This is a genomic window from Chryseobacterium arthrosphaerae (assembly GCF_001684965.1).
Classification (GTDB): domain Bacteria; phylum Bacteroidota; class Bacteroidia; order Flavobacteriales; family Weeksellaceae; genus Chryseobacterium; species Chryseobacterium arthrosphaerae.
On record NZ_MAYG01000032.1, the window covers coordinates 117,755 to 136,502 of the forward strand.

The following is an 18,748-nucleotide window of genomic DNA, read 5'->3' on the forward strand; positions in this document are numbered from 1 at the left end:
TCGTAAATTTTATTATTGCGAAAGAAGTCCAAGAACTTTTTCAAGACCTGCAGGCATTTCGTCATTGGTCGCCCTTACTTTTACGCCAAGGGAATATTCTTTTTCAACCTTGATCCCTGTGCTGGACGATCTTTTGTATGACACATCCACTTTGAACTTTACAGGACCAAAGCCACCGGACGCTCCTGCGTTGATCCCGAATTCATCACTTACATCTTTAGTGTATGTTGAATTCAGCTTAACGTTAAAGTCTACTTCACAGGTTTCAATCCTGAAACTCGGAACATTCAGTAAGGCTACAAAAGGAACGACAATCTCTACCGGATCAGATTTTGTTTTTGGATTGTCATTGCTTACGGGTTTATCAGGATCGAAGTCCGGATTGGGAATCGTCTTGGTATATTTAAACTCTGCCATTCTCAATTTTTTCGGGCTATTGGCGTTGGCAGGGTCCGTAAGCTCAAAACCGACTTCATTAATGAAATTCACCGTAGCAATAGAGGCATTAGACTGTGCTTTTACACAAGCATCCAAAGGTCCGCCAATAATGGTTGCGAAATCTATACTTCCCAATTCTGCGGCAAAATCTGCACTGGCAGCATCCGAAGTTTTGAAGATTTCTTCATCTGCAGCCATCTTACCAGCTATCAGTTTCATAATTTCTGAAGAGGCACCGGAAAAAGATTTTTCCCACTTTTCATCATAATTCTTTTTGAAGTCATCTACAATATTCAACAGCTCCTTGTTGGTAAGTGTTCCCAATTCGGATACTTCAATTCCGGATACTTTTTCGTAGACTGCAGGGGTAAGCACTTTTTCCACTCCTGATAAAAGATCGATCAACTCATTTTTTGTTTTTTTGGCGTGACTTGTTTCAAGCACTGATTTTAATGTTTCCATGTTTTTTTGTTTTTAAATTAATATTGTTCAGCAAAATTATTTCATTGCCGTTCAAAAGTTTACAGGAGAACCCCTTCACTTTACCCGGAAAAACACCCTAAAAAACAAAAGCCCGAACTGTAGAAGTTCAGGCTTGTATTCTGTTGATACCAACTCGCAAGTATTACGCCGGTGTCATGCTGTTATTCTTAGGATTGATATCCGGAACTACAGAAGCGGGATCCAGTTTTACCTCATCGATCTCTTTGCCGGAATCTACTTTGAAAGTCCATTCTGTATTTCTCTTCCAGACTTCAACAGGAATTTTCACTGTTTTTGAAGTGCCGTCTTTGAATTTTACCTGTACTGTTGTAGGCATTGGAAGCTGTCCAAGGTTTTCAACGGTAATCCGTACTCCGTTTTTGAAGTCTCCGTTAATGTATTTTACATCTTTAACAGCCTGATCAATTTTCCATTTATTTAAAAACCATCCTCTCCAGTACCAGTTCAGTTCTTCTCCCGAAACATTTTCCATCGTATGGAAGAAATCCCATGGTGTAGGATGTTTGAAAGCCCAACGGTTGATATAGGTTCTGAACGCCTTGTCAAATTTTTCAGGTCCGAGAACTGCCTCTCTCAAAACAGCCAGCCCTGCTCCTGGTTTATAATAGGCCAGAGCTCCGATGTTTCTTTCCTTCATATTATCAGGCCCTACCATAACGGGCTCCAGATTATCTCCCATCAGAAAACCTCCTGTTTTTGCCAGATCTCTTTTTCTGTGATATTCACCTTTATTAAAAGCTTCCGTAGAAAGTCCGTTGATAAAGGTATTGAAACCTTCATCCATCCATGCAAATAATCTTTCGTTAGAGCCTACGATCATAGGAAACCAGTTGTGCCCGAATTCATGATCCGTTACTCCCCAAAGATCTTCTCCTTTTGAATCCATATGACAGAAAACAATTCCCGGATACTCCATTCCGCCTTCGTTTCCTGCAACATTGGTAGCTGCCGGATACGTATATTCATACCATTTCTGCGAGTAATGCTCTATCGCTGCTTTTGTATATTCTGTAGATCTTCCCCAGGCTTTATCCCCTGCGCTTTCAACGGGATAAGCTGAGATGGCCAATGATTTTTTTCCGCTTGGAAGGTTAATTTTTGCCGCATCCAGGATAAATCCGGCTGAAGAAGCCCAGGCAAAATCCCTGGTCTGCGTAATTTTAAATTTCCAGGTCTTTGTTCCGGAAGAATTATTTTTCCCGATTTCAGATTCAGGACGTATCATCACTGTTTTGTCACTGTTTCTGGCCTGATTCCATCTGCTGACTTCCTCTTTGCTGTAGACTTCCTTTTCATTCAGAAGCTCTCCGGATGCTACCACATAATGATTGGCCGGCACTGTAATATTGGCTGTAATATTTCCATATTCCAGATAAAATTCTGAAGCTCCCAGATAAGGCAGAGTGTTCCAGCCCATTACATCATCATATACGCACATTCTCGGATACCACTGTGCCATGGTAAAGATCTTCCCGTTCTTTGTTTCCTGTACTCCCATCCTGTCTGAACCGTATTCCGGAGAAATAAAAGAATACTCGATGGCGATTCTGGCCACACCTCCTTTTGCTTTCAGCTCTTTAGGCAGGTCTATCTGCATTCTGGTATCTGTAATGGTGTATTTTACCGCTTTGCCATCAAGTTTTACTGATTTAATGGTATATCCTCCGTCAAATTCCTCACCGTGCGCTCCGTTTCTGCTTCCTGAAAGCGGTACGACTCCGTTTCCACGGGAATCTCTGGAAAACAGGTTCTGATCCAGCTGTAACCAAAGAAAACCTAATTGATCGGGGCTGTTATTGGTGTAAGTGATTTCTGCGGTACCCGTAATTTCTTTTTTATTTTCATTCAGGCTGACGTTCAAATGATAGTCTGCCGAGTTCTGCCAATAGGCATGACCGGGCTGACCACTTGCAGAACGGGTTTCTGAACCCATCTGAGGATAAAAGAAAGGTTTGAATGCTTCTACATAATCATATTTCGGAGTTTCCTGTGCATATGCCGGTCCTGAAAACATCAAAACTGCAACTGCTGAAACAAGGGCTGGAAGTTTGAAATTCATTTTTAAATTATTATTTAGTACATAGTTATAAAAAAACTCCCGGAATTGTTATATATCCGGGAGTTTTTTACGTATAAGTGATGTTAATTCGACTTTTTAGCTTTAATCATTGCTTCCAGAGCATCCCACATTTCTTTCGGAATTGCTTCAAGCATATTGAATTCTCCTGCTCCCTGAAGCCATTCACCGCCATCAATGGTTACCACTTCCCCGTTCATATAAGCTGAATAATCTGACACCAGGTAGGCAGCAAGATTAGCAAGCTCCTGATGTTCTCCTACCCTTCTCAACGGAACTTTCTTTTTCATATCGAATTTTTCCTGGAGATCACCGGGAAGAAGTCTGTCCCACGCTCCTTTTGTAGGGAATGGTCCCGGAGCAATGGCATTGAAACGGATCCCGTATTTAGCCCATTCCACCGCTAAGGATCTGGTCATTGCCAAAACCCCCGCCTTTGCGCAGGCTGATGGCACTACATATGCTGAACCTGTCCAGGCATAAGTTGTTACAATATTCAGAACGGTTCCCGGAGTTTTAGCATCTATCCAGTGTTTTCCTACTGAAAGGGTACAGTTTTTTGTTCCTTTTAAAACAATATCAAGGATAGAGTCGAATGCAGAATGAGTCAGTTTTTCTGTTGGCGAGATAAAGTTTCCGGCAGCATTATTCAACAGGATATCAATCTTCCCGAATTCTTTCAACGCTGCTTCTTTCATGGCTTCCACCTCATCCCAGTTTCTCACGTCACAAGCTACACAAAGTACCTTTCCCCCTGTTTCGTCTTCCAGTTCTTTAGCCGTTGCCTGTAACTTTTCAAGATTTCTGGAGGTAATGACCACATGGGCACCCAATTCGAGAAAGTATTTGGTCATTGCTTTTCCAAGGCCGCTTCCGCCTCCTGTTACAATCGCTACTTTATCTTTCAGTGCCCCTTCACGAAGCATCGGCTGTGTATATAGACTCATAAAATATTTTTTCTTAAAAATAATAAATATTGAAATGCAATCCTTTAAAATAGATTGATAAATAATGCAGCAAATAATAAAACAAGCGAACCACAGGCTTATTAAATAAAAAACAACCCAACCGTCAACGGTCAGATTGTTCTTCTTTACTTTTTTTAAATATAATAACTAGGAAACAACTGTTCCTTTGAATGAAAGTGTCTTAGGTGTTTTGCTCTCACTCGTGGTAACGTTTACTGTTTTCATAAACGGCCCTGCAGCAGCAGCATTATAACTTGCTTCTACAAATCCTTTTTTCCCCGGCTGGATAGGAGTTTTGGTATAATCAGCGGTTGTACATCCGCATGAAGGGGCTACATTTTGTATAATGATCGGTTTTGAACTTGTATTGGTAAATTCAAATCTGATCAGCTTCGCTTTTCCCTGAGGAATATTGCCCACATCTATAGATTCTGACTTCCACTTAATGGCATCTGCCACCATTTTTACAAGGGAAGGTGCATCTGTCGTAAGTATATTCGCATAGAACGGAGAAAATGCCAGAACAGCTAAAAGAGCGGTAATTTTTAATTTTTTCATGAGTACAAATTTTTGTTAATAGTTAAAAGGCAACTGATATTTATCTTTTGATACAGCAAATGTAACGGTGATTACCGATCCTGCTTGTTAATCGCTTTCAAACATTTGTTAATAAGTTGTTAATGACAAAAAATAAATAGATATTTTTGGATAATATTGCCTCTGTAAATGGGAATCAAAAAACTTAATATCATCATCAGCCTTGGGTTTGTTGCTATCATCGGAATTCTGATAGCTCAGCTTCTCTGGACCCGGCAGGCATATAATCTTGAAGATAAAAAGTTTAACCAAACCGTGAATATTGCATTGCTGGAAGTAGTAGAAAAACTGTCAGGAGGAAAGACATCCTTTACAGAAAGTCCTATACAGAATATTTCCAATGACTATTATGTAGTCAATATCAACAATGAATTCCATCCCACAGTACTTGAGTATTATCTGAAGACAGAATTTAACAGGTTTCAGATCAATACCAACTATGTTTATGCATTATATAATTGCCATAGTGACAGGATGATCTACGGAAAGTATGTTTCCACCCATCAGAAAAGTACCAATAAAACGGTTAACTTTCCGAAGCATAAGAATCTGGTCTATTATTTTTCTATACGCTTTCCGGATAAAGCTACCTATCTCATCAGCTCTTTACGGTTTTGGTATATCCTGACATTCGCCCTGATTATCATCCTTCTTGTATATGTATATTCAATTTATACCATTATTCAGCAGAAAAAATTCTCAGAGCTTCAAAGGGATTTTATCAATAATATGACGCATGAGTTCAAAACTCCCCTATCTTCCATACTTCTGGCATCGGAAGCGCTTACCAAGCAGGATACCATCAAGGAAAATCCTAAACTGAAGACCTATACTTCCATTATTACCGACCAGAGTTATAAGCTCAATAATCATATTGAAAAAATATTAAATATTGCAAAAACCGATGCATCCGGACTGTCCCTGAAACTCCAGAGAATTGTATTACTCCCCTTCATCACGGAAATTGCAGACTCTATACAACAGAAAAATGAAAACCTCAACATCCGGATAGAACTTGATGATACCGATGTCATCCTTGCAGATGAATTTCACTTTACCAATATCATCTACAATATTCTGGACAACTCCATAAAGTATTGTGATACGGCCCCTGATATTCTGATCTCTTCCTTTAAAGACTCAAAAGGGCTGCATTTAAAATTTAAAGATAACGGAATTGGAATTCCTTCTAAAAACATGCCTCATATCTTTGATAAATTTTACAGGATAAATACCCAAAAAAGTGATGAAGTGAACGGTTTTGGACTGGGGCTTTTCTATGTAAAAAAAGTCGTCCAGCAGCATAACTGGAAAATATCGGTTGAAAATAATACGGATAAAGGAATTACAATTACCTTATTTTTACCGTTTGTAAATTAATCTGTATAACTCATGGAAAAATCTAAAATTCTATATGCCGAAGATGATGAGACGATCGCTTTCCTGATTCAGGACAGCCTGGAAACGTATTATGACATTTCCTGTTATCCTGATGGAAAATCTGCCCTGGAAGCTTTCAATACCCGGAATTTTGACATCTGCCTTTTAGATATTATGATGCCCGGCATCAACGGATTTGAGCTGGCCCAGTACATCCGTGATAAAAATACAGAGATTCCCATCATCTTTATTTCTGCCAAAGCATTGAAGGAAGACCGGATCAAAGGGTTGAAAATAGGTGCAGATGATTATCTTGTAAAGCCCTTCAGTATTGAAGAACTCATCCTGAAAATTGAAGTTTTTCTGAAACGCACCAGAAAGACGAACACTCATCCATTACAGTATAAAGTAGGGAAATATAATTTCGATCCTAAAAATTACACTTTACAGGATTCAGCCAATACCATTACTCTTACCCAAAGGGAATCTGAGCTGTTGCTATACTTTATCCGCCACAAAAATACGGTTGTAAAAAGACAGGAAATTCTGAAAGCGATCTGGGGAGATGACGATTATTTTATGGGAAGAAGTCTGGATGTATTTATTTCGAGGCTGAGAAAGGTATTTGTAAATGAAGAAAATATTTCCATAGAAAACCTTCACGGAATAGGTTTCCGGTTCTCTGAAAAATAACCGGAACGTTTTTATATAAATTACAATACGTGAAGATTATTTTTTAATTATTTTTATCTTTTAATAATCCTATTTCATGAAAAAAACCGGGTCTACTATTTTTCTTTCATTATTGTTTTTTGCTACAACTTTCAAGGCTCAAAAATTTGAAAAGCTGTATCAATATGTAAATCCACTGATCGGAACTGAAAAAATGGGACATACTTATCCCGGCGCTACCGCTCCTTTTGGAGCTGTACAGCTGAGTCCTGAAACAGATACCATTTCTTATGAGCTGAACGGCAAATACAATGGTGAGGTTTATAAATACTGTGCAGGCTACCGTTATGAAGATAAAACAATTGCAGGCTTCAGCTCTACCCACTTCAGCGGTACGGGCCATTCTGACCTCGGAGATTTTCTTATCATGCCTACCGTAGGAAAACTACAGCTTAATCCGGGTACAGCTTCTCATCCCGAAAACGGTTACAGAAGCCGATTCTCACATCAGAATGAAACTGCAGAAGCAGGTTATTATAAAGTAAAACTTGATGACCACAATATCCTTGCAGAACTTACTGCAACCACCAGAGTGGGAGTTCACCGTTACACTTTTCCCAAATCTGACCAGGCCCACATTATTCTGGACCTGATGGCCGGAATTTACAATTATGACGGAAAAAATATCTGGACCTATGCACGTGTGGAAAACGGAAATACCATCACCGGCTACAGACAGACCAATGGCTGGGCAAGAACCAGAACCGTTTATTTTGCCATGAAGTTTTCAAAGCCTTTCAAAGCTTACGGGCAAAAAAATTATGACGAAAAGCAGGTATATAAAGGATTCTGGAGAAAATTCGATCAGACAAAAAACTTCCCGGAGATCGCAGGAAAAAACCTGAAAATGTATTTTGATTTTGATACTCAGGAAAATGAAGCCATTGAAGTCAGACTCTCTATTTCTCCCGTCAGCCAGTCCAATGCATTGGAAAACCTGGAAAAGGAAACAGGGAATTTATCTTTTGATCAGGTAAAGGCCCAGACCCAGGAAACCTGGAACAAAGAACTGAATAAAATTATCATCAAAGGTTCCGATACGGAAAAGACCAATTTTTATACGGCCATGTACCATACTTTTATCAATCCTACTACTTATATGGATGTCAACGGGGAGTATAAAGGTCTGGATCAGAATATTCATAAAGCAACAGGTTTTACTCATTATACTACATTTTCCCTGTGGGATACTTACCGTGCCCTTCATCCGCTATTCAATATCATCCAGCCTAAAAGAAACGGTGATATGGTGAAATCTATGATGGCTCATTACAATCAGTTTTCCATGAAAATGTTACCCATCTGGTCTCATTATGCCAACGACAACTGGTGTATGAGCGGCTATCACAGTGTAAGTGTAGTGGCTGACGCTATTATTAAAGGAAATTATAACGGCGATCCCAAAGAAGCCTTGAAAGCCTGTGTAGAAACGGCCAATAAAAGAGACTACGAAGGCATAGGGCAATACATTGACCTAGGATATATTCCCGCTGAGAAAAACGGAACTTCAGTTTCCAATACTCTGGAATATGCTTATGATGACTGGGCTATTGCTCAGCTGGCAAAGCATCTTGGAGAAACAGAAGTGTATAATCAGTTTATCAAACGTTCTGAAAACTGGAAGAATAATTTTGATCCCACCATTGGCTTTATGCGTCCCCGTCTTGCTGATGGAAGTTTCAAAAAAGATTTTGATATACTCAGCACCCATGGCCAGGGGTTTATCGAAGGTAATTCATGGAACTACAGCTTCTTTGTTCCTCAGAATCCGGATGAGCTGATCAAAATGATGGGCGGGAAAAAGAAATTTGCGACAAAGCTGGATGAATTATTTACAATGCATCTTCCGGATGAGTTTTTTGCAGATACTGAAGATATTACAAGGGAAGGAATCATCGGTGGGTACGTCCATGGAAACGAACCGGCACACCATGTTGCCTACCTTTACAACTGGGCAGGACAGCCCTGGAAAACCCAGGCACAGATCCGCCGTATTCTGGAAATGCAGTACAAAGCAACTTCGGACGGATTGGGAGGAAATGACGATGCAGGACAAATGAGCGCCTGGTATATTTTGAGTACACTGGGTTTCTATCCTGTCGCTCCCGGTTCAGAGGACTATTCAATCGGAAGCCCGGCTATTGACCATGCGGTTTTGAATCTGGAAAACGGAAAAGTTTTTGAAATTGAAGCCATCCATCAGAATCCGAAAAATATATATGTTCAGAAAGTTCTCTTGAATGGGAAAGAGATTAAAGATTTTACATTAAAGCATTCTGACATTGTAAAAGGCGGTAAGCTTACATTTTATATGGGAAATAAAGCGAAAAAATAAAATTGTATAAATAAAATTCTCGCAGATTACACAGATTTGGCAGATGACTGAGCTATAAAATCTGCGTAATCTGTGCAATCTGCGAGAGATAAAAATATCTTTAATTTATTTATGATTTAAAATAAGTTTTGGCTAAAGCCAATGGAATATTTATAATTTAAAAGCGGGCTAAAGCCCGCTTCTATTGAATTTCTTACAATATCCAGCTATTACCCGGACAACATTTGTTTTATTTACTCCACTTCAAAAAGCAAACGCTCTCCAAACTTCTCTTCTGCAATTTTTCCGTTATCATATACCAGATGGCCATTTACAAAAGTATGGGTAACCTTGGAATGGAAGTTTGTTCCTTCCAGCGGGCTCCATCCGCATTTGTACAGTAAATTGTCTTTAGAAACAGTCCAGTCTGCATTTAAATCTACCAGCACAAGATCTGCTTTATAGCCTTCTCTTACAAAACCTCTCTTATCCACTCTGAAAAGGATCGCCGGATTGTGGCACATTTTCTCCACAATTTTTTCAAGGGAAATTTTACCGTTTTTATAATTTTCAAGCATGACAACTAATGAATGCTGTACCAATGGTGCTCCTGACGGACATTTTGTATAGACATTATTTTTTTCTTCAGCAGTATGTGGAGCGTGATCTGTAGCGATAACATCAATTCTGTCATCTAAAAGAGCTTCCCATAGGGCATCTTTATCTTTTTGTGTTTTCACGGCAGGATTCCATTTGATCAATCCGCCTTTTGTTTCGTAATCCTCATTGGTAAAGGTCAGGTGATGAACACAAACCTCAGCAGTGATTTTTTTATCTTTTAAAGGAATATCATTTCTGAAAAGTTCCATTTCCTTTGCTGTTGAAAGATGGAAAACATGCAGTCTTGCTCCGGTTTTCTGAGCAAGCTCAATGGCTTTGGATGAAGATTTATAACACGCTTCTTCACTCCTGATCAGGTGATGGAATTTTACCGGAATATCTTCACCATATTCATCTATGTATTTCTGCGTATTGGCTCTGATGGTTGCCTCATCTTCACAATGAACTGCAATAAGCATTTTGGTATTGCTGAAAATATTTTCAAGTGTTTCCGGATTATCTACCAGCATGTTTCCTGTGGAAGAGCCAAGGAACAATTTAATTCCCGGAACGTTTCTTGGATTGGTCTTTAAAACTTCTTCAAGGTTATCATTAGTACCTCCCATCATAAAACCGTAATTGGCATAGGCCTTTTGGGAAGCTATCTCATATTTATCCGCCAGCAAATCCTGAGTAACGGCATTAGGTACCGTATTGGGCTGATCGATAAAACTGGTTACTCCACCTGCAATGGCAGACCTTGATTCACTTTCAATATCTCCTTTATGAGTCAGGCCCGGTTCACGGAAATGCACCTGGTCATCAATCACTCCCGGAAGAAGGTATTGTCCTGAACCATCAATGATCCGGTCTGCATCTTCTGTAATACCGGAACCTATTTTAGAGATTAAATCATTTTCTATTAAGACATCACCTTCAAAGATCCGGCCTTCGTTGACGATGTTTACATTTTTGATAAGGATTTTCATTATACTTGGAATTAGATATTAGATCATAGAATCCTGAAAAACCGGTGCACCGGTAATGAAAAAACAGTTACTTCATTTTTGAATTTCAATATTCAGCTTCTATAAAAAGCAAAATTAAGGTTTATGAATGAATTTTAATATCACCGGATACAAATCAATTTCTAAATATTTACATTTGCATAAAATTTTTCGAATTGTATAAGAAATTATTTGGGCAGACAGCGGTATATGGGCTCAGTTCCGTATTGGTCCGTATCTTCCCATTCATTATTGCACCAATCGTAACAAAGGCTTTCGGGCCGGCAGCTTCATCGCCGTTTGTAGACTGGTATTCTATTGCAGGGGTCATCACGGTATTGCTTACCCATGGTATGGAAACTTCGTTCTTCCGTTTTGCGCAGGAGGAAAGTATTGACAGAAAAACATTAATTTCTACCTGCTCGGTGAGTATCATCAGCATGGGGCTTATCTATCTTATTTTAGGATATGTTTTCAGGTTTCAGCTGGCAGAGGCATTTGAAACACCGGATCAGGTGAACTACCTGGTTATTTTTCTATTTATCCTTTCATTGGATGCTTTTTCTACGATTCCGTCTGCAATATTAAGACTTCAGGGGAAACCCTTTAAATATATGCTGTCTAAAGTGGCAGGTTCATCTGTTTACTTTTTACTGGTCCTGTTCTTTATACGATGGCTTCCTAATCATCCGGAAGGGATTTTCGGTTTAAAATACAATTCGGATTTCGGTGTGGGGTATGTTTTTGTGGCAAACCTCATTCAGAGTATCATTACGCTTTTAATCGTAGGAAAAGAATTCTTCAGCTTCAGCCTTTCCAAATTTGATTTCGGATTATGGAAAAGGATTATGAACTACTCCTGGCCTGTAATGATTGCAGGACTTGCAGGTATTGTGAACCAGACGTTAGACAGACAGTTCCTTAAATACTTACTTCCTGAAGAAGAAGCCCGCCATCAGATCGGAGTATATGGGGCGGTTTATAAAATTGCAACCTTTATCACCGTTTTCAGACAGGCATATCAATTGGGGATTGAGCCTTATTTCTTTTCTAGCTTTAAAAACAAAGACTCTCATAAGACCTATGCAGTACTGATGGACGTTTTCGTTATTTGCAGCTGTATCATTTATATGGGACTGATGGTTAACCTTCAGTGGATCTCTGAAAAATATTTAAGAAACCCGCTCTATTATGAAGGGATCGAAATCATTCCTTTTGTCATGCTGGGAGCATTATTTCTCGGAATTTATCTTAATCTTTCCATATGGTACAAGCTTTCGGATCAGACACGGGTAGGATTGTATATTTCAGTTATAGGAGCATGTATTACCATTCTGATCAACTTCCTGTTTATTCCTGCTTACGGATACTGGGCAAGTGCAATGGCTGCCTTGGTCACATTCACATCGATGATGATCATTTCCTATGTATGGGGCCAAAAACAATATCCCATTCATTATAATACCGGAAAGATTGCGATGTATCTGTTCTTTACAATTGCCTGTTCCCTGATCTCTTTTTATGAGTTCAGGACCAATTATCTGGTAGGAAATTTATTTCTGATCCTGTTCCTGGGACTGGTTGCTTTTAAAGAAAAGGCGATTGTATCCAAACTTTTTAAAAGATCTTAGAACTTGGTCTCTCTTTTGATTAATAGTACTCTTTACAATAAAAAAACGAATACACTAAGCATGATAAGTATTATGCCACAAAGGCATTTTAATTATTATATTTAGAAAAAAATAAACTACATTTAAACAAAAAACATCTTTATATCATTTATGAAAATTATTGTTCCTATGGCTGGACGTGGATCCAGACTACGTCCACATACACTGACAGTTCCAAAACCGCTTATCCCTATCGCAGGAAAACCTATCGTACAGAGATTGGTGGAAGATATTGCTAAAGTTGCAGGAGAAAAAATTGAAGAAGTAGCCTTTATCATTGGAGATTTTGGTCCTGAGATCGAAAGATCCCTTATTCAGATTGCTGAAAAGCTGGGAGCAAAAGGAAGCATATACTATCAGAATGACCCTCTTGGAACAGCCCATGCGATCAAATGTGCTGAGCAGTCTATGCAGGGAGATGTGGTTATTGCTTTTGCTGATACCCTGTTCCGTGCAGATTTCCAGCTGGATAAAAACTCGGATGGTGTGATCTGGGTGAAAAGTGTGGAAGACCCGTCCGCATTCGGTGTGGTAAAATTAGATAACTACGGTTTCATTACAGATTTCGTTGAAAAGCCTCAGACTTTTGTTTCTGACCTTGCCATCATCGGGATCTACTATTTCAACAGTGCTGAAAAACTGATGGATGAGATCAACTATATCATGGATAATAATATTAAAAACGGAGGCGAATACCAGCTGACCACCGCATTGGAAAACCTGAGAGCAAAAGGAGCCAAGTTTACTTTGGGTAAAGTAAATGACTGGATGGATTGTGGTAACAAGAACGCTACGGTAGAAACCAACAGCAAGATCCTTGAATATGAAAAAGAGGAAATGACCCACTACCCTGCTTCTGCCGTGATCGAAAATTCCCTTATCATCCAGCCTTGCTTCATTGGAGAAAATGTAAAGATTTCCAACTCCAAAATAGGACCTGGAGTTTCACTGGGTAATAATACAACTGTGGTCAATTCCAATATTGAGAATTCCCTGATTCAGGAGAATACAAGAATCAACCATGGAAACCTTTCCAATTCTATGATTGGTAATTCTGCCCAATATTTCGGGGTTGCCAGAGAAATTTCCCTTGGAGACTATTCTGTTCTAGATTTTCTTTCCAAATAAATAAGAGTAGAAATTCTTCAACTTAAAATAAGATATAATCAGGCCACACAAAACATTTTGTGTGGTTTGGCGTTAATATTGCACGATTTTTTAAAATCTAAAAATAGCTACATGAAAAATTGGATACCATTCTTTTTATTGCTTCTTGCCCTGTCATCGTGTAAAACCCGTACCGGTGCGAAAAACGATGCGGATCACAAACGGGACAGTATTGTGACGGCCGAAGACAACAGAAATCCAAAAGATGTAAATGAACCGGTGAGAGATAAACTTACTTTTTACGAACATGTAGTGATCCCGCCAAAATTCGAACAAATCAAGATCGACAGTAAAGTACGTGTAGAATCGGGAAGCTACGTGCCTACCCTGGATGCCACCATTTATATTGAAAATGATAAAAAAGTGTGGATGAATCTACGGGCCCTTTTCATTAATGCAGCCAGAGGAATTGCAACTCCCGAAGGAATAAAAGGCCAGGATAAGATCAATAAAACATATATTGATTCTGATTTTGATTACCTCAACAATCTGCTTAATGTCAACTTCATTGATTATAAATCGCTGGAAAAAATATTATTGGGAAGAACATTTGTTAAGATTAATGATTCACAGTTTACCTTAACGCAAAATGCACAGGGCTATAAAATGGTTTCCAATGTCAATCAGAAGATTGTAACGGATGAAAAACAGAGGGAATACAAAATTGCGTTGCAATATGACACCAATTACGATCTGCTTAATGTCAACTTAAAAGATATCCTGTCTTCTGATGAGCTGGAAATTTCTTACAGTGACTGGAATGAATACAACGGAATCCGCCTTCCGAAAAATGTTAAAATAATTATAAAAGGCTCAAAATCTAGTCAAATTTTACTGGAAAACACGAAATTTGACTTTTCGAGGATGGAAACACCTTATTCTGTACCATCCAGTTATAAGAAAATTGAGATTAAATGATTAAAAAATTTAGCTTTTTAATAGGTATTCTGATGTTCGGACTGCACCAGGGACAGCAGAAAAAAGAACAGTTGCAAAAGCAGAATGCCGAACTTAAAAAACAAATTGCACAAATAAATACGGATTTAGCTAAAACAAGAAGCGAATCTAAACTTTCCATAGCCTATCTTACCAGTGTTAATCAAAAGTTAGTTTTAAGAGAAAAGGTCTACAATAATACTCAGAAAGAAAAGAGATTTATTGAGGACGATATTTATCTGCGCCAGCTTGAGATCAACCGTCAGAACAAAGAATTGGCTGTTCTCAGAAAGAATTACGCAGAAGTTCTTGTCAATGCTTATAAAAATAAAGGGGTACAGAATAAAGTAACCTTCATACTTTCGTCAAAGAACCTTGGTGAAGCGATACGAAGAGTACAGTATCTGAAGCAGTATTCTGACTATCAGGATAAAAAGGCCGCTGAAATTACCAATGCAGCCAATCAGATTAAGAAAACAATTGCCCAGAGACAAAACTCTGTAAAGGAAAAGGAAAATCTTTTGGTGAATCAGCAGAAAGATCTGGCAACGATCAATGCAGAAAGAGCACAAAAGGAGCAGTTGGTTGCAGAATTTAAAAAGAACGAATCTAAACTTACCGTTGAGCTGAAGCAGAAGCAGGCCCAAAATAAAGTTATTGAAGGTCAGATCAGAGCAATTATTGCGGAAGAGATCAGAATAGCAAAAGCGGAAGAAGAAGCAAGAAGAAAAGCCGAGGCTGAAAAGATCCGTCTCGCTAAACTTGCTGCCGAAAGAGAAAAAGCAAGAATTGAGGCTGAAGCAAAAGCAAGAGCTGAAGCGCTTGAAAGAGAAAGAAGACTCGCTGAAGCTGAAGCTAAAAAAGCAGCAGAACTCGCTGCAAGAAGAGCGGAAGAAGAAAGAAAACGTAATGAAGAAGCTGCAAGAGCTGAAGCGAATGCCAAAGATGAAGCGAGAAAGCTTGCTGCTAAAAAAGCATCTGATGAAGCCAATGCAAGAGCCAGAGAGGCAGCAGATAAATTAACCGCTGCAAGAGCCGCAGAAGCAGCCCTTGTCAAGAGAAAAGAAGAGGAGAAGAAAGCAGCAGAAACCAAAGCAATGACAAGCTATGGGGTTTCTACAGCATCCGGAAACAGTTTTGCAGACAACAGGGGAAGACTCGGTTATCCTGCAGACAGAGCCGGGCAGATCACTCACCGTTTCGGAAGACAGCCGCACCCGGTATTCAAAAATATTACTGAAGAAAATAACGGGATTAAAATTTCTGTTCCTTCAGGTACCCGGGCAAAATCAGTATTCCCGGGATCAGTATCTTCGGTGCTGGCCAATAATGACGGTACGAAAACTGTTATTATTAAACATGGAAGCTATTTTACGATCTATTCCAACTTAGGAAATGTAAGTGTATCCAAAGGGCAGCAGGTTTCTTCAGGAACTGCAGTAGGTACGGTAGCCCAGGATTTTGACGGAGCCTATACCCTTGATTTCCAAGTATGGAACGGAAGTACACCAGTTGATCCATTAGGTTGGATTTCATATTAAAAAAAGTGTAACTTTGCAAAAATTTTAAGAGATGAATACACTAACAATACTTGCCTTATCTTGGCAACACATCCTTATCGTAGCAATACTTTTGGTATTACTTTTTGGAGGAAAGAAAATTCCGGAATTAATGAGAGGAGTAGGCTCAGGAATCAAAGAATTTAAAGATGCGGTAAAAGAAGAAGACAAACCAGGCTCTGAAAACAAATCGTCTTCCAACAATAATTCTTCAAGCAACTAAAATTACTTAGAATTAATGAAATTTACCGAGACTGCATGGAAAATCTTCAATCAATCTATTGAAGACTATCACGTGTCTGATGACGTTAACACTCTAATTAATAACCCGTTCGAAAAAGATAGTTTGGAACGGATTTTGTATGCAAAGAACTGGATTGATACCGTTCAATGGCATCTGGAAGATATAATTAGAGATGAAAATATTGATCCGGCTGAAGCTCTTCAACTCAAGAGAACAATAGATGCCTCCAATCAGAAAAGAACTGATCTGGTAGAATACATTGACAGCTGGTTCCTTACTAAGTTTGAAAATATAACTCCGAAACCTGAAGCAAAGATAAATACGGAAACTCCCGCCTGGGCAGTAGACAGATTATCAATTCTTGCGCTAAAGGTTTATCATATGTCATTAGAAGCCAATAGAGAATCCGCTTCTGAAGAACACAGAAAAAACTGCCAGGCTAAACTGGATGTACTGCTTATTCAGAAAGAAGACCTATCAACTTCTATAGATCAGTTGCTTGCTGATATTGAAAACGGTAACGTTAAGATGAAAGTATACAAACAAATGAAAATGTATAATGATGAAAGTCTTAACCCAATCCTTTATCAAAAAGGGCAACAGAAATGAAAAGACTAGTTTTTTTTGGAGTACTTATTATACTAACAACTTCCTGCGCAACGGAAAAGCTTAACCTTTCTCCGCTGTCAAACAGCTTTTATAGTGATACTAAAGGTTCTGATTCTGACCGAAACTCAAAAAAGAATTTTAATATCAATATCAAAGAAAATGTAAATGCTTCTGAAATTTCAAACATCATCTCCACATTTCCCAAATTTAAAAACAATGGGTTGAATGAAGAGGTTACAAGTTTGAAATACAGCCTTCAGAACTATTTATACGCTATTGATGCCAATAATTCGACAGGAAAGAAAAGAGCACTGAAAAGCTTCGAAAAATCATACAAAAAAATTCAAAAGCAAAGACAGAGTCTGGGCAAAGATGATGACGAAGTTCTCAACAGATATCTGGTTCGTCTGAAAACCAATATTTCTGTGATAGAAGACGCCTTACCAGGAAGTTAAAAAAACTAATTGAACAATCAATGATTAAAATTCAGGCGGAAGCCAATGTTCCCACCGAGTACGGTACTTTCCGAATGATTGCTTTCTCCGAAAATGAAAACGACTGGATGCCTCATATGGCTATTGTCGCAGAGAATACGGATTTTACAAAACCTGTGAATGTCCGTTTTCATTCTGAATGTATTACCGGAGAAGTTTTCCATTCAAAAAAATGTGAATGCGGGCAGCAGCTTGATGCTGCGATGAAATACATCCATGAGAACGGCGGAATTATCATCTATCTTCGCCAGGAAGGCCGGAATATCGGTATCATCAACAAACTGAAAGCTTACTCTCTGCAGGAAAAAGGACTTGATACGGTACAGGCCAATCTGCAACTGGGACTTCCTGCTGATGACAGAAACTTCGGTGTAGCGATTGAGATCCTTAACCTATTGGATGTAAAAGATATCAACCTTCTTACCAACAATCCTGAAAAGGTAAAATATGTGGTAGACAGCAACATTCATCTTAATTCAAGAGTACCCTTACAGATTCCGGCTAACGAAATAAGCAAAGGCTATCTGCAAACCAAAAAAGATTTCTTTGGACATCTGCTGGATGACAATGACAACTAGATAAAACAAAAGCTTCAGAAATAAATCTGAAGCTTTTTTATTGGAAATCATTTTTTCTTAAGATAATGCTGCAGAGTCTCATCTGCAAAATATATAGTGGGCTAAACAGGATTTGAACAGGTTAAACGTCAGAAATTTATTAAATCCTGCCTGGTCATGCTGATTTATCGTTTACCATTTATAAAAATCAAAAGCCCCGAGATTTCTCCCGGGGCTTTCTTTAATTATAAAAAACTGAAAAGATATTTCTTAATTAATTTACATTGACTGTTTTTACTTTACTTTCATCCAGATTATAGTATTTCACAACAGCATTATAATCACTGTAATCTACATTTGCTTTTGCATTCTTACCTGCTGCTGCTTTACCAGCATTAGCATAAACCAATACAATTCTAAATGTCTGATTATTTAAATAGGTACCCGCTTCAGCAGAAGTCAATGTAGCCGGATCAACACCTTCTGTGAAAATCTCTACCTTTTGACTGTTAAACAGGAAATTATATTCCAGTTCTCTGTTGTTTGCTAAATAATAGGTTTTAGGAACAAGCTGCCAGGCATTACTCGCTGTAGGATCCTTTCTGTATACTAATACAACGTCAGTGCTCTGAAGATTAAGCAGTTCCACATGTGAATAATTATTTGAACTATTTAAAGAAACATTCACATCCTTCATTACAGGAAGAGTATCACTATCTACAGGATTTTGTACAACAACATCATCATTGTTATCACAGCTATAGGCTAAAAAACCAATACCTGCAAGTAATATAAATGGAAGAATTTTTTTCATTGTATAAAAGTTTAGTTATTATTTATATTGCGTATTCAAATCATATACCAAAAATTTCAAAAACATTGTTTTCCTGATTTT

17 protein-coding genes are annotated in these 18,748 nt (G+C 38.5%); 11 read left to right on the forward strand and 6 right to left on the reverse strand.

Annotated elements, in window-relative coordinates; genetic code table 11:
• Positions 1 to 12: 12 nt before the first annotated feature.
• From BBI00_RS22675 to BBI00_RS22690, 4 genes are all read right to left on the reverse strand, one after another.
• Complete coding sequence (locus BBI00_RS22675; RefSeq protein WP_083988626.1) at positions 13 to 900, reverse strand: DUF2589 domain-containing protein; 888 nt, start codon at positions 898 to 900, stop codon at positions 13 to 15.
• Positions 901 to 1,063: 163 nt separating this feature from the next.
• A complete protein-coding gene (locus tag BBI00_RS22680) occupies positions 1,064 to 3,001 on the reverse strand; it encodes a M1 family metallopeptidase (protein WP_065401111.1) in 1,938 nt (645 codons plus the stop codon).
• Positions 3,002 to 3,084: 83 nt separating this feature from the next.
• Positions 3,085 to 3,966: an SDR family oxidoreductase gene (locus tag BBI00_RS22685; protein ID WP_065401112.1), complete on the reverse strand. Its 882-nt coding sequence runs from the start codon at positions 3,964 to 3,966 to the stop codon at positions 3,085 to 3,087.
• Positions 3,967 to 4,134: 168 nt separating this feature from the next.
• Entirely contained in the window at positions 4,135 to 4,545 is a 411-nt protein-coding gene (locus tag BBI00_RS22690; protein ID WP_065401113.1) for a DUF1573 domain-containing protein, read from the reverse strand.
• Between the two features lie 168 nt (positions 4,546 to 4,713).
• Between BBI00_RS22690 and BBI00_RS22695 the strand changes: the two genes are divergently transcribed.
• From BBI00_RS22695 to BBI00_RS22705, 3 genes are all read left to right on the forward strand, one after another.
• A complete protein-coding gene (locus tag BBI00_RS22695; protein WP_065401114.1) occupies positions 4,714 to 5,964 on the forward strand; it encodes a sensor histidine kinase in 1,251 nt (416 codons plus the stop codon).
• Between the two features lie 12 nt (positions 5,965 to 5,976).
• Entirely contained in the window at positions 5,977 to 6,657 is a 681-nt protein-coding gene (locus BBI00_RS22700; RefSeq protein WP_065401115.1) for a response regulator transcription factor, read from the forward strand.
• A gap of 76 nt (positions 6,658 to 6,733) precedes the next feature.
• On the forward strand, positions 6,734 to 9,031 hold the full coding sequence (locus BBI00_RS22705) for a GH92 family glycosyl hydrolase (RefSeq protein ID WP_083988627.1): 2,298 nt from the start codon (positions 6,734 to 6,736) through the stop codon (positions 9,029 to 9,031).
• A 233-nt stretch (positions 9,032 to 9,264) separates the two neighbouring features.
• Here BBI00_RS22705 and BBI00_RS22710 read toward each other — a convergent pair whose 3' ends face one another.
• On the reverse strand, positions 9,265 to 10,599 hold the full coding sequence (locus BBI00_RS22710) for a dihydroorotase (protein ID WP_065401116.1): 1,335 nt from the start codon (positions 10,597 to 10,599) through the stop codon (positions 9,265 to 9,267).
• A 194-nt stretch (positions 10,600 to 10,793) separates the two neighbouring features.
• On the opposite strand from BBI00_RS22710, the gene BBI00_RS22715 reads away from it, so the two are divergent.
• The 8 genes from BBI00_RS22715 to ribA all read left to right on the forward strand — a co-directional run bounded on the left by BBI00_RS22715 (position 10,794) and on the right by ribA (position 17,874).
• On the forward strand, positions 10,794 to 12,248 hold the full coding sequence (locus tag BBI00_RS22715) for a lipopolysaccharide biosynthesis protein (protein ID WP_065401117.1): 1,455 nt from the start codon (positions 10,794 to 10,796) through the stop codon (positions 12,246 to 12,248).
• 150 nt (positions 12,249 to 12,398) lie between these two features.
• A complete protein-coding gene (locus tag BBI00_RS22720; protein WP_065401118.1) occupies positions 12,399 to 13,415 on the forward strand; it encodes a sugar phosphate nucleotidyltransferase in 1,017 nt (338 codons plus the stop codon).
• Positions 13,416 to 13,526: 111 nt separating this feature from the next.
• On the forward strand, positions 13,527 to 14,372 hold the full coding sequence (locus BBI00_RS22725) for a DUF4292 domain-containing protein (RefSeq protein WP_083988628.1): 846 nt from the start codon (positions 13,527 to 13,529) through the stop codon (positions 14,370 to 14,372).
• Positions 14,369 to 15,931: a M23 family metallopeptidase gene (locus BBI00_RS22730; RefSeq protein ID WP_065401119.1), complete on the forward strand. Its 1,563-nt coding sequence runs from the start codon at positions 14,369 to 14,371 to the stop codon at positions 15,929 to 15,931. Before BBI00_RS22725 ends, BBI00_RS22730 begins: the two co-directional genes overlap by 4 nt.
• A 31-nt stretch (positions 15,932 to 15,962) precedes the next feature.
• Positions 15,963 to 16,172, forward strand: a complete 210-nt coding sequence (locus BBI00_RS22735) for a twin-arginine translocase TatA/TatE family subunit (protein WP_065401120.1) — start codon at positions 15,963 to 15,965, stop codon at positions 16,170 to 16,172.
• 15 nt (positions 16,173 to 16,187) lie between these two features.
• Positions 16,188 to 16,802, forward strand: a complete 615-nt coding sequence (locus BBI00_RS22740; protein ID WP_065401121.1) for a DUF4254 domain-containing protein — start codon at positions 16,188 to 16,190, stop codon at positions 16,800 to 16,802.
• Entirely contained in the window at positions 16,799 to 17,257 is a 459-nt protein-coding gene (locus BBI00_RS22745) for a hypothetical protein (protein WP_065401122.1), read from the forward strand. The genes BBI00_RS22740 and BBI00_RS22745 overlap by 4 nt, the downstream gene beginning before the upstream one ends.
• A 20-nt stretch (positions 17,258 to 17,277) precedes the next feature.
• On the forward strand, positions 17,278 to 17,874 hold the full coding sequence (gene ribA / locus BBI00_RS22750; protein ID WP_065401123.1) for a GTP cyclohydrolase II: 597 nt from the start codon (positions 17,278 to 17,280) through the stop codon (positions 17,872 to 17,874).
• Between the two features lie 253 nt (positions 17,875 to 18,127).
• On the opposite strand, the gene BBI00_RS22755 is transcribed toward ribA, so the two are convergent.
• Positions 18,128 to 18,667: a hypothetical protein gene (locus BBI00_RS22755; RefSeq protein WP_065401124.1), complete on the reverse strand. Its 540-nt coding sequence runs from the start codon at positions 18,665 to 18,667 to the stop codon at positions 18,128 to 18,130.
• Positions 18,668 to 18,748: the final 81 nt, after the last annotated feature.

Coding starts and splice junctions, on each gene's coding strand:
- BBI00_RS22690 (WP_065401113.1), bottom strand. CDS start 4,545: ATGAAAAAATTAAAAATTACCGCTCTTTTAGCTGTTCTGGCATTTTCT.
- BBI00_RS22740 (WP_065401121.1), top strand. CDS start 16,188: ATGAAATTTACCGAGACTGCATGGAAAATCTTCAATCAATCTATTGAA.
- ribA (WP_065401123.1), top strand. CDS start 17,278: ATGATTAAAATTCAGGCGGAAGCCAATGTTCCCACCGAGTACGGTACT.
- BBI00_RS22720 (WP_065401118.1), top strand. CDS start 12,399: ATGAAAATTATTGTTCCTATGGCTGGACGTGGATCCAGACTACGTCCA.
- BBI00_RS22705 (WP_083988627.1), top strand. CDS start 6,734: ATGAAAAAAACCGGGTCTACTATTTTTCTTTCATTATTGTTTTTTGCT.
- BBI00_RS22685 (WP_065401112.1), bottom strand. CDS start 3,966: ATGAGTCTATATACACAGCCGATGCTTCGTGAAGGGGCACTGAAAGAT.
- BBI00_RS22675 (WP_083988626.1), bottom strand. CDS start 900: ATGGAAACATTAAAATCAGTGCTTGAAACAAGTCACGCCAAAAAAACA.
- BBI00_RS22735 (WP_065401120.1), top strand. CDS start 15,963: ATGAATACACTAACAATACTTGCCTTATCTTGGCAACACATCCTTATC.
- BBI00_RS22725 (WP_083988628.1), top strand. CDS start 13,527: ATGAAAAATTGGATACCATTCTTTTTATTGCTTCTTGCCCTGTCATCG.
- BBI00_RS22755 (WP_065401124.1), bottom strand. CDS start 18,667: ATGAAAAAAATTCTTCCATTTATATTACTTGCAGGTATTGGTTTTTTA.
- BBI00_RS22700 (WP_065401115.1), top strand. CDS start 5,977: ATGGAAAAATCTAAAATTCTATATGCCGAAGATGATGAGACGATCGCT.
- BBI00_RS22730 (WP_065401119.1), top strand. CDS start 14,369: ATGATTAAAAAATTTAGCTTTTTAATAGGTATTCTGATGTTCGGACTG.
- BBI00_RS22695 (WP_065401114.1), top strand. CDS start 4,714: ATGGGAATCAAAAAACTTAATATCATCATCAGCCTTGGGTTTGTTGCT.
- BBI00_RS22745 (WP_065401122.1), top strand. CDS start 16,799: ATGAAAAGACTAGTTTTTTTTGGAGTACTTATTATACTAACAACTTCC.
- BBI00_RS22680 (WP_065401111.1), bottom strand. CDS start 3,001: ATGAATTTCAAACTTCCAGCCCTTGTTTCAGCAGTTGCAGTTTTGATG.
- BBI00_RS22710 (WP_065401116.1), bottom strand. CDS start 10,599: ATGAAAATCCTTATCAAAAATGTAAACATCGTCAACGAAGGCCGGATC.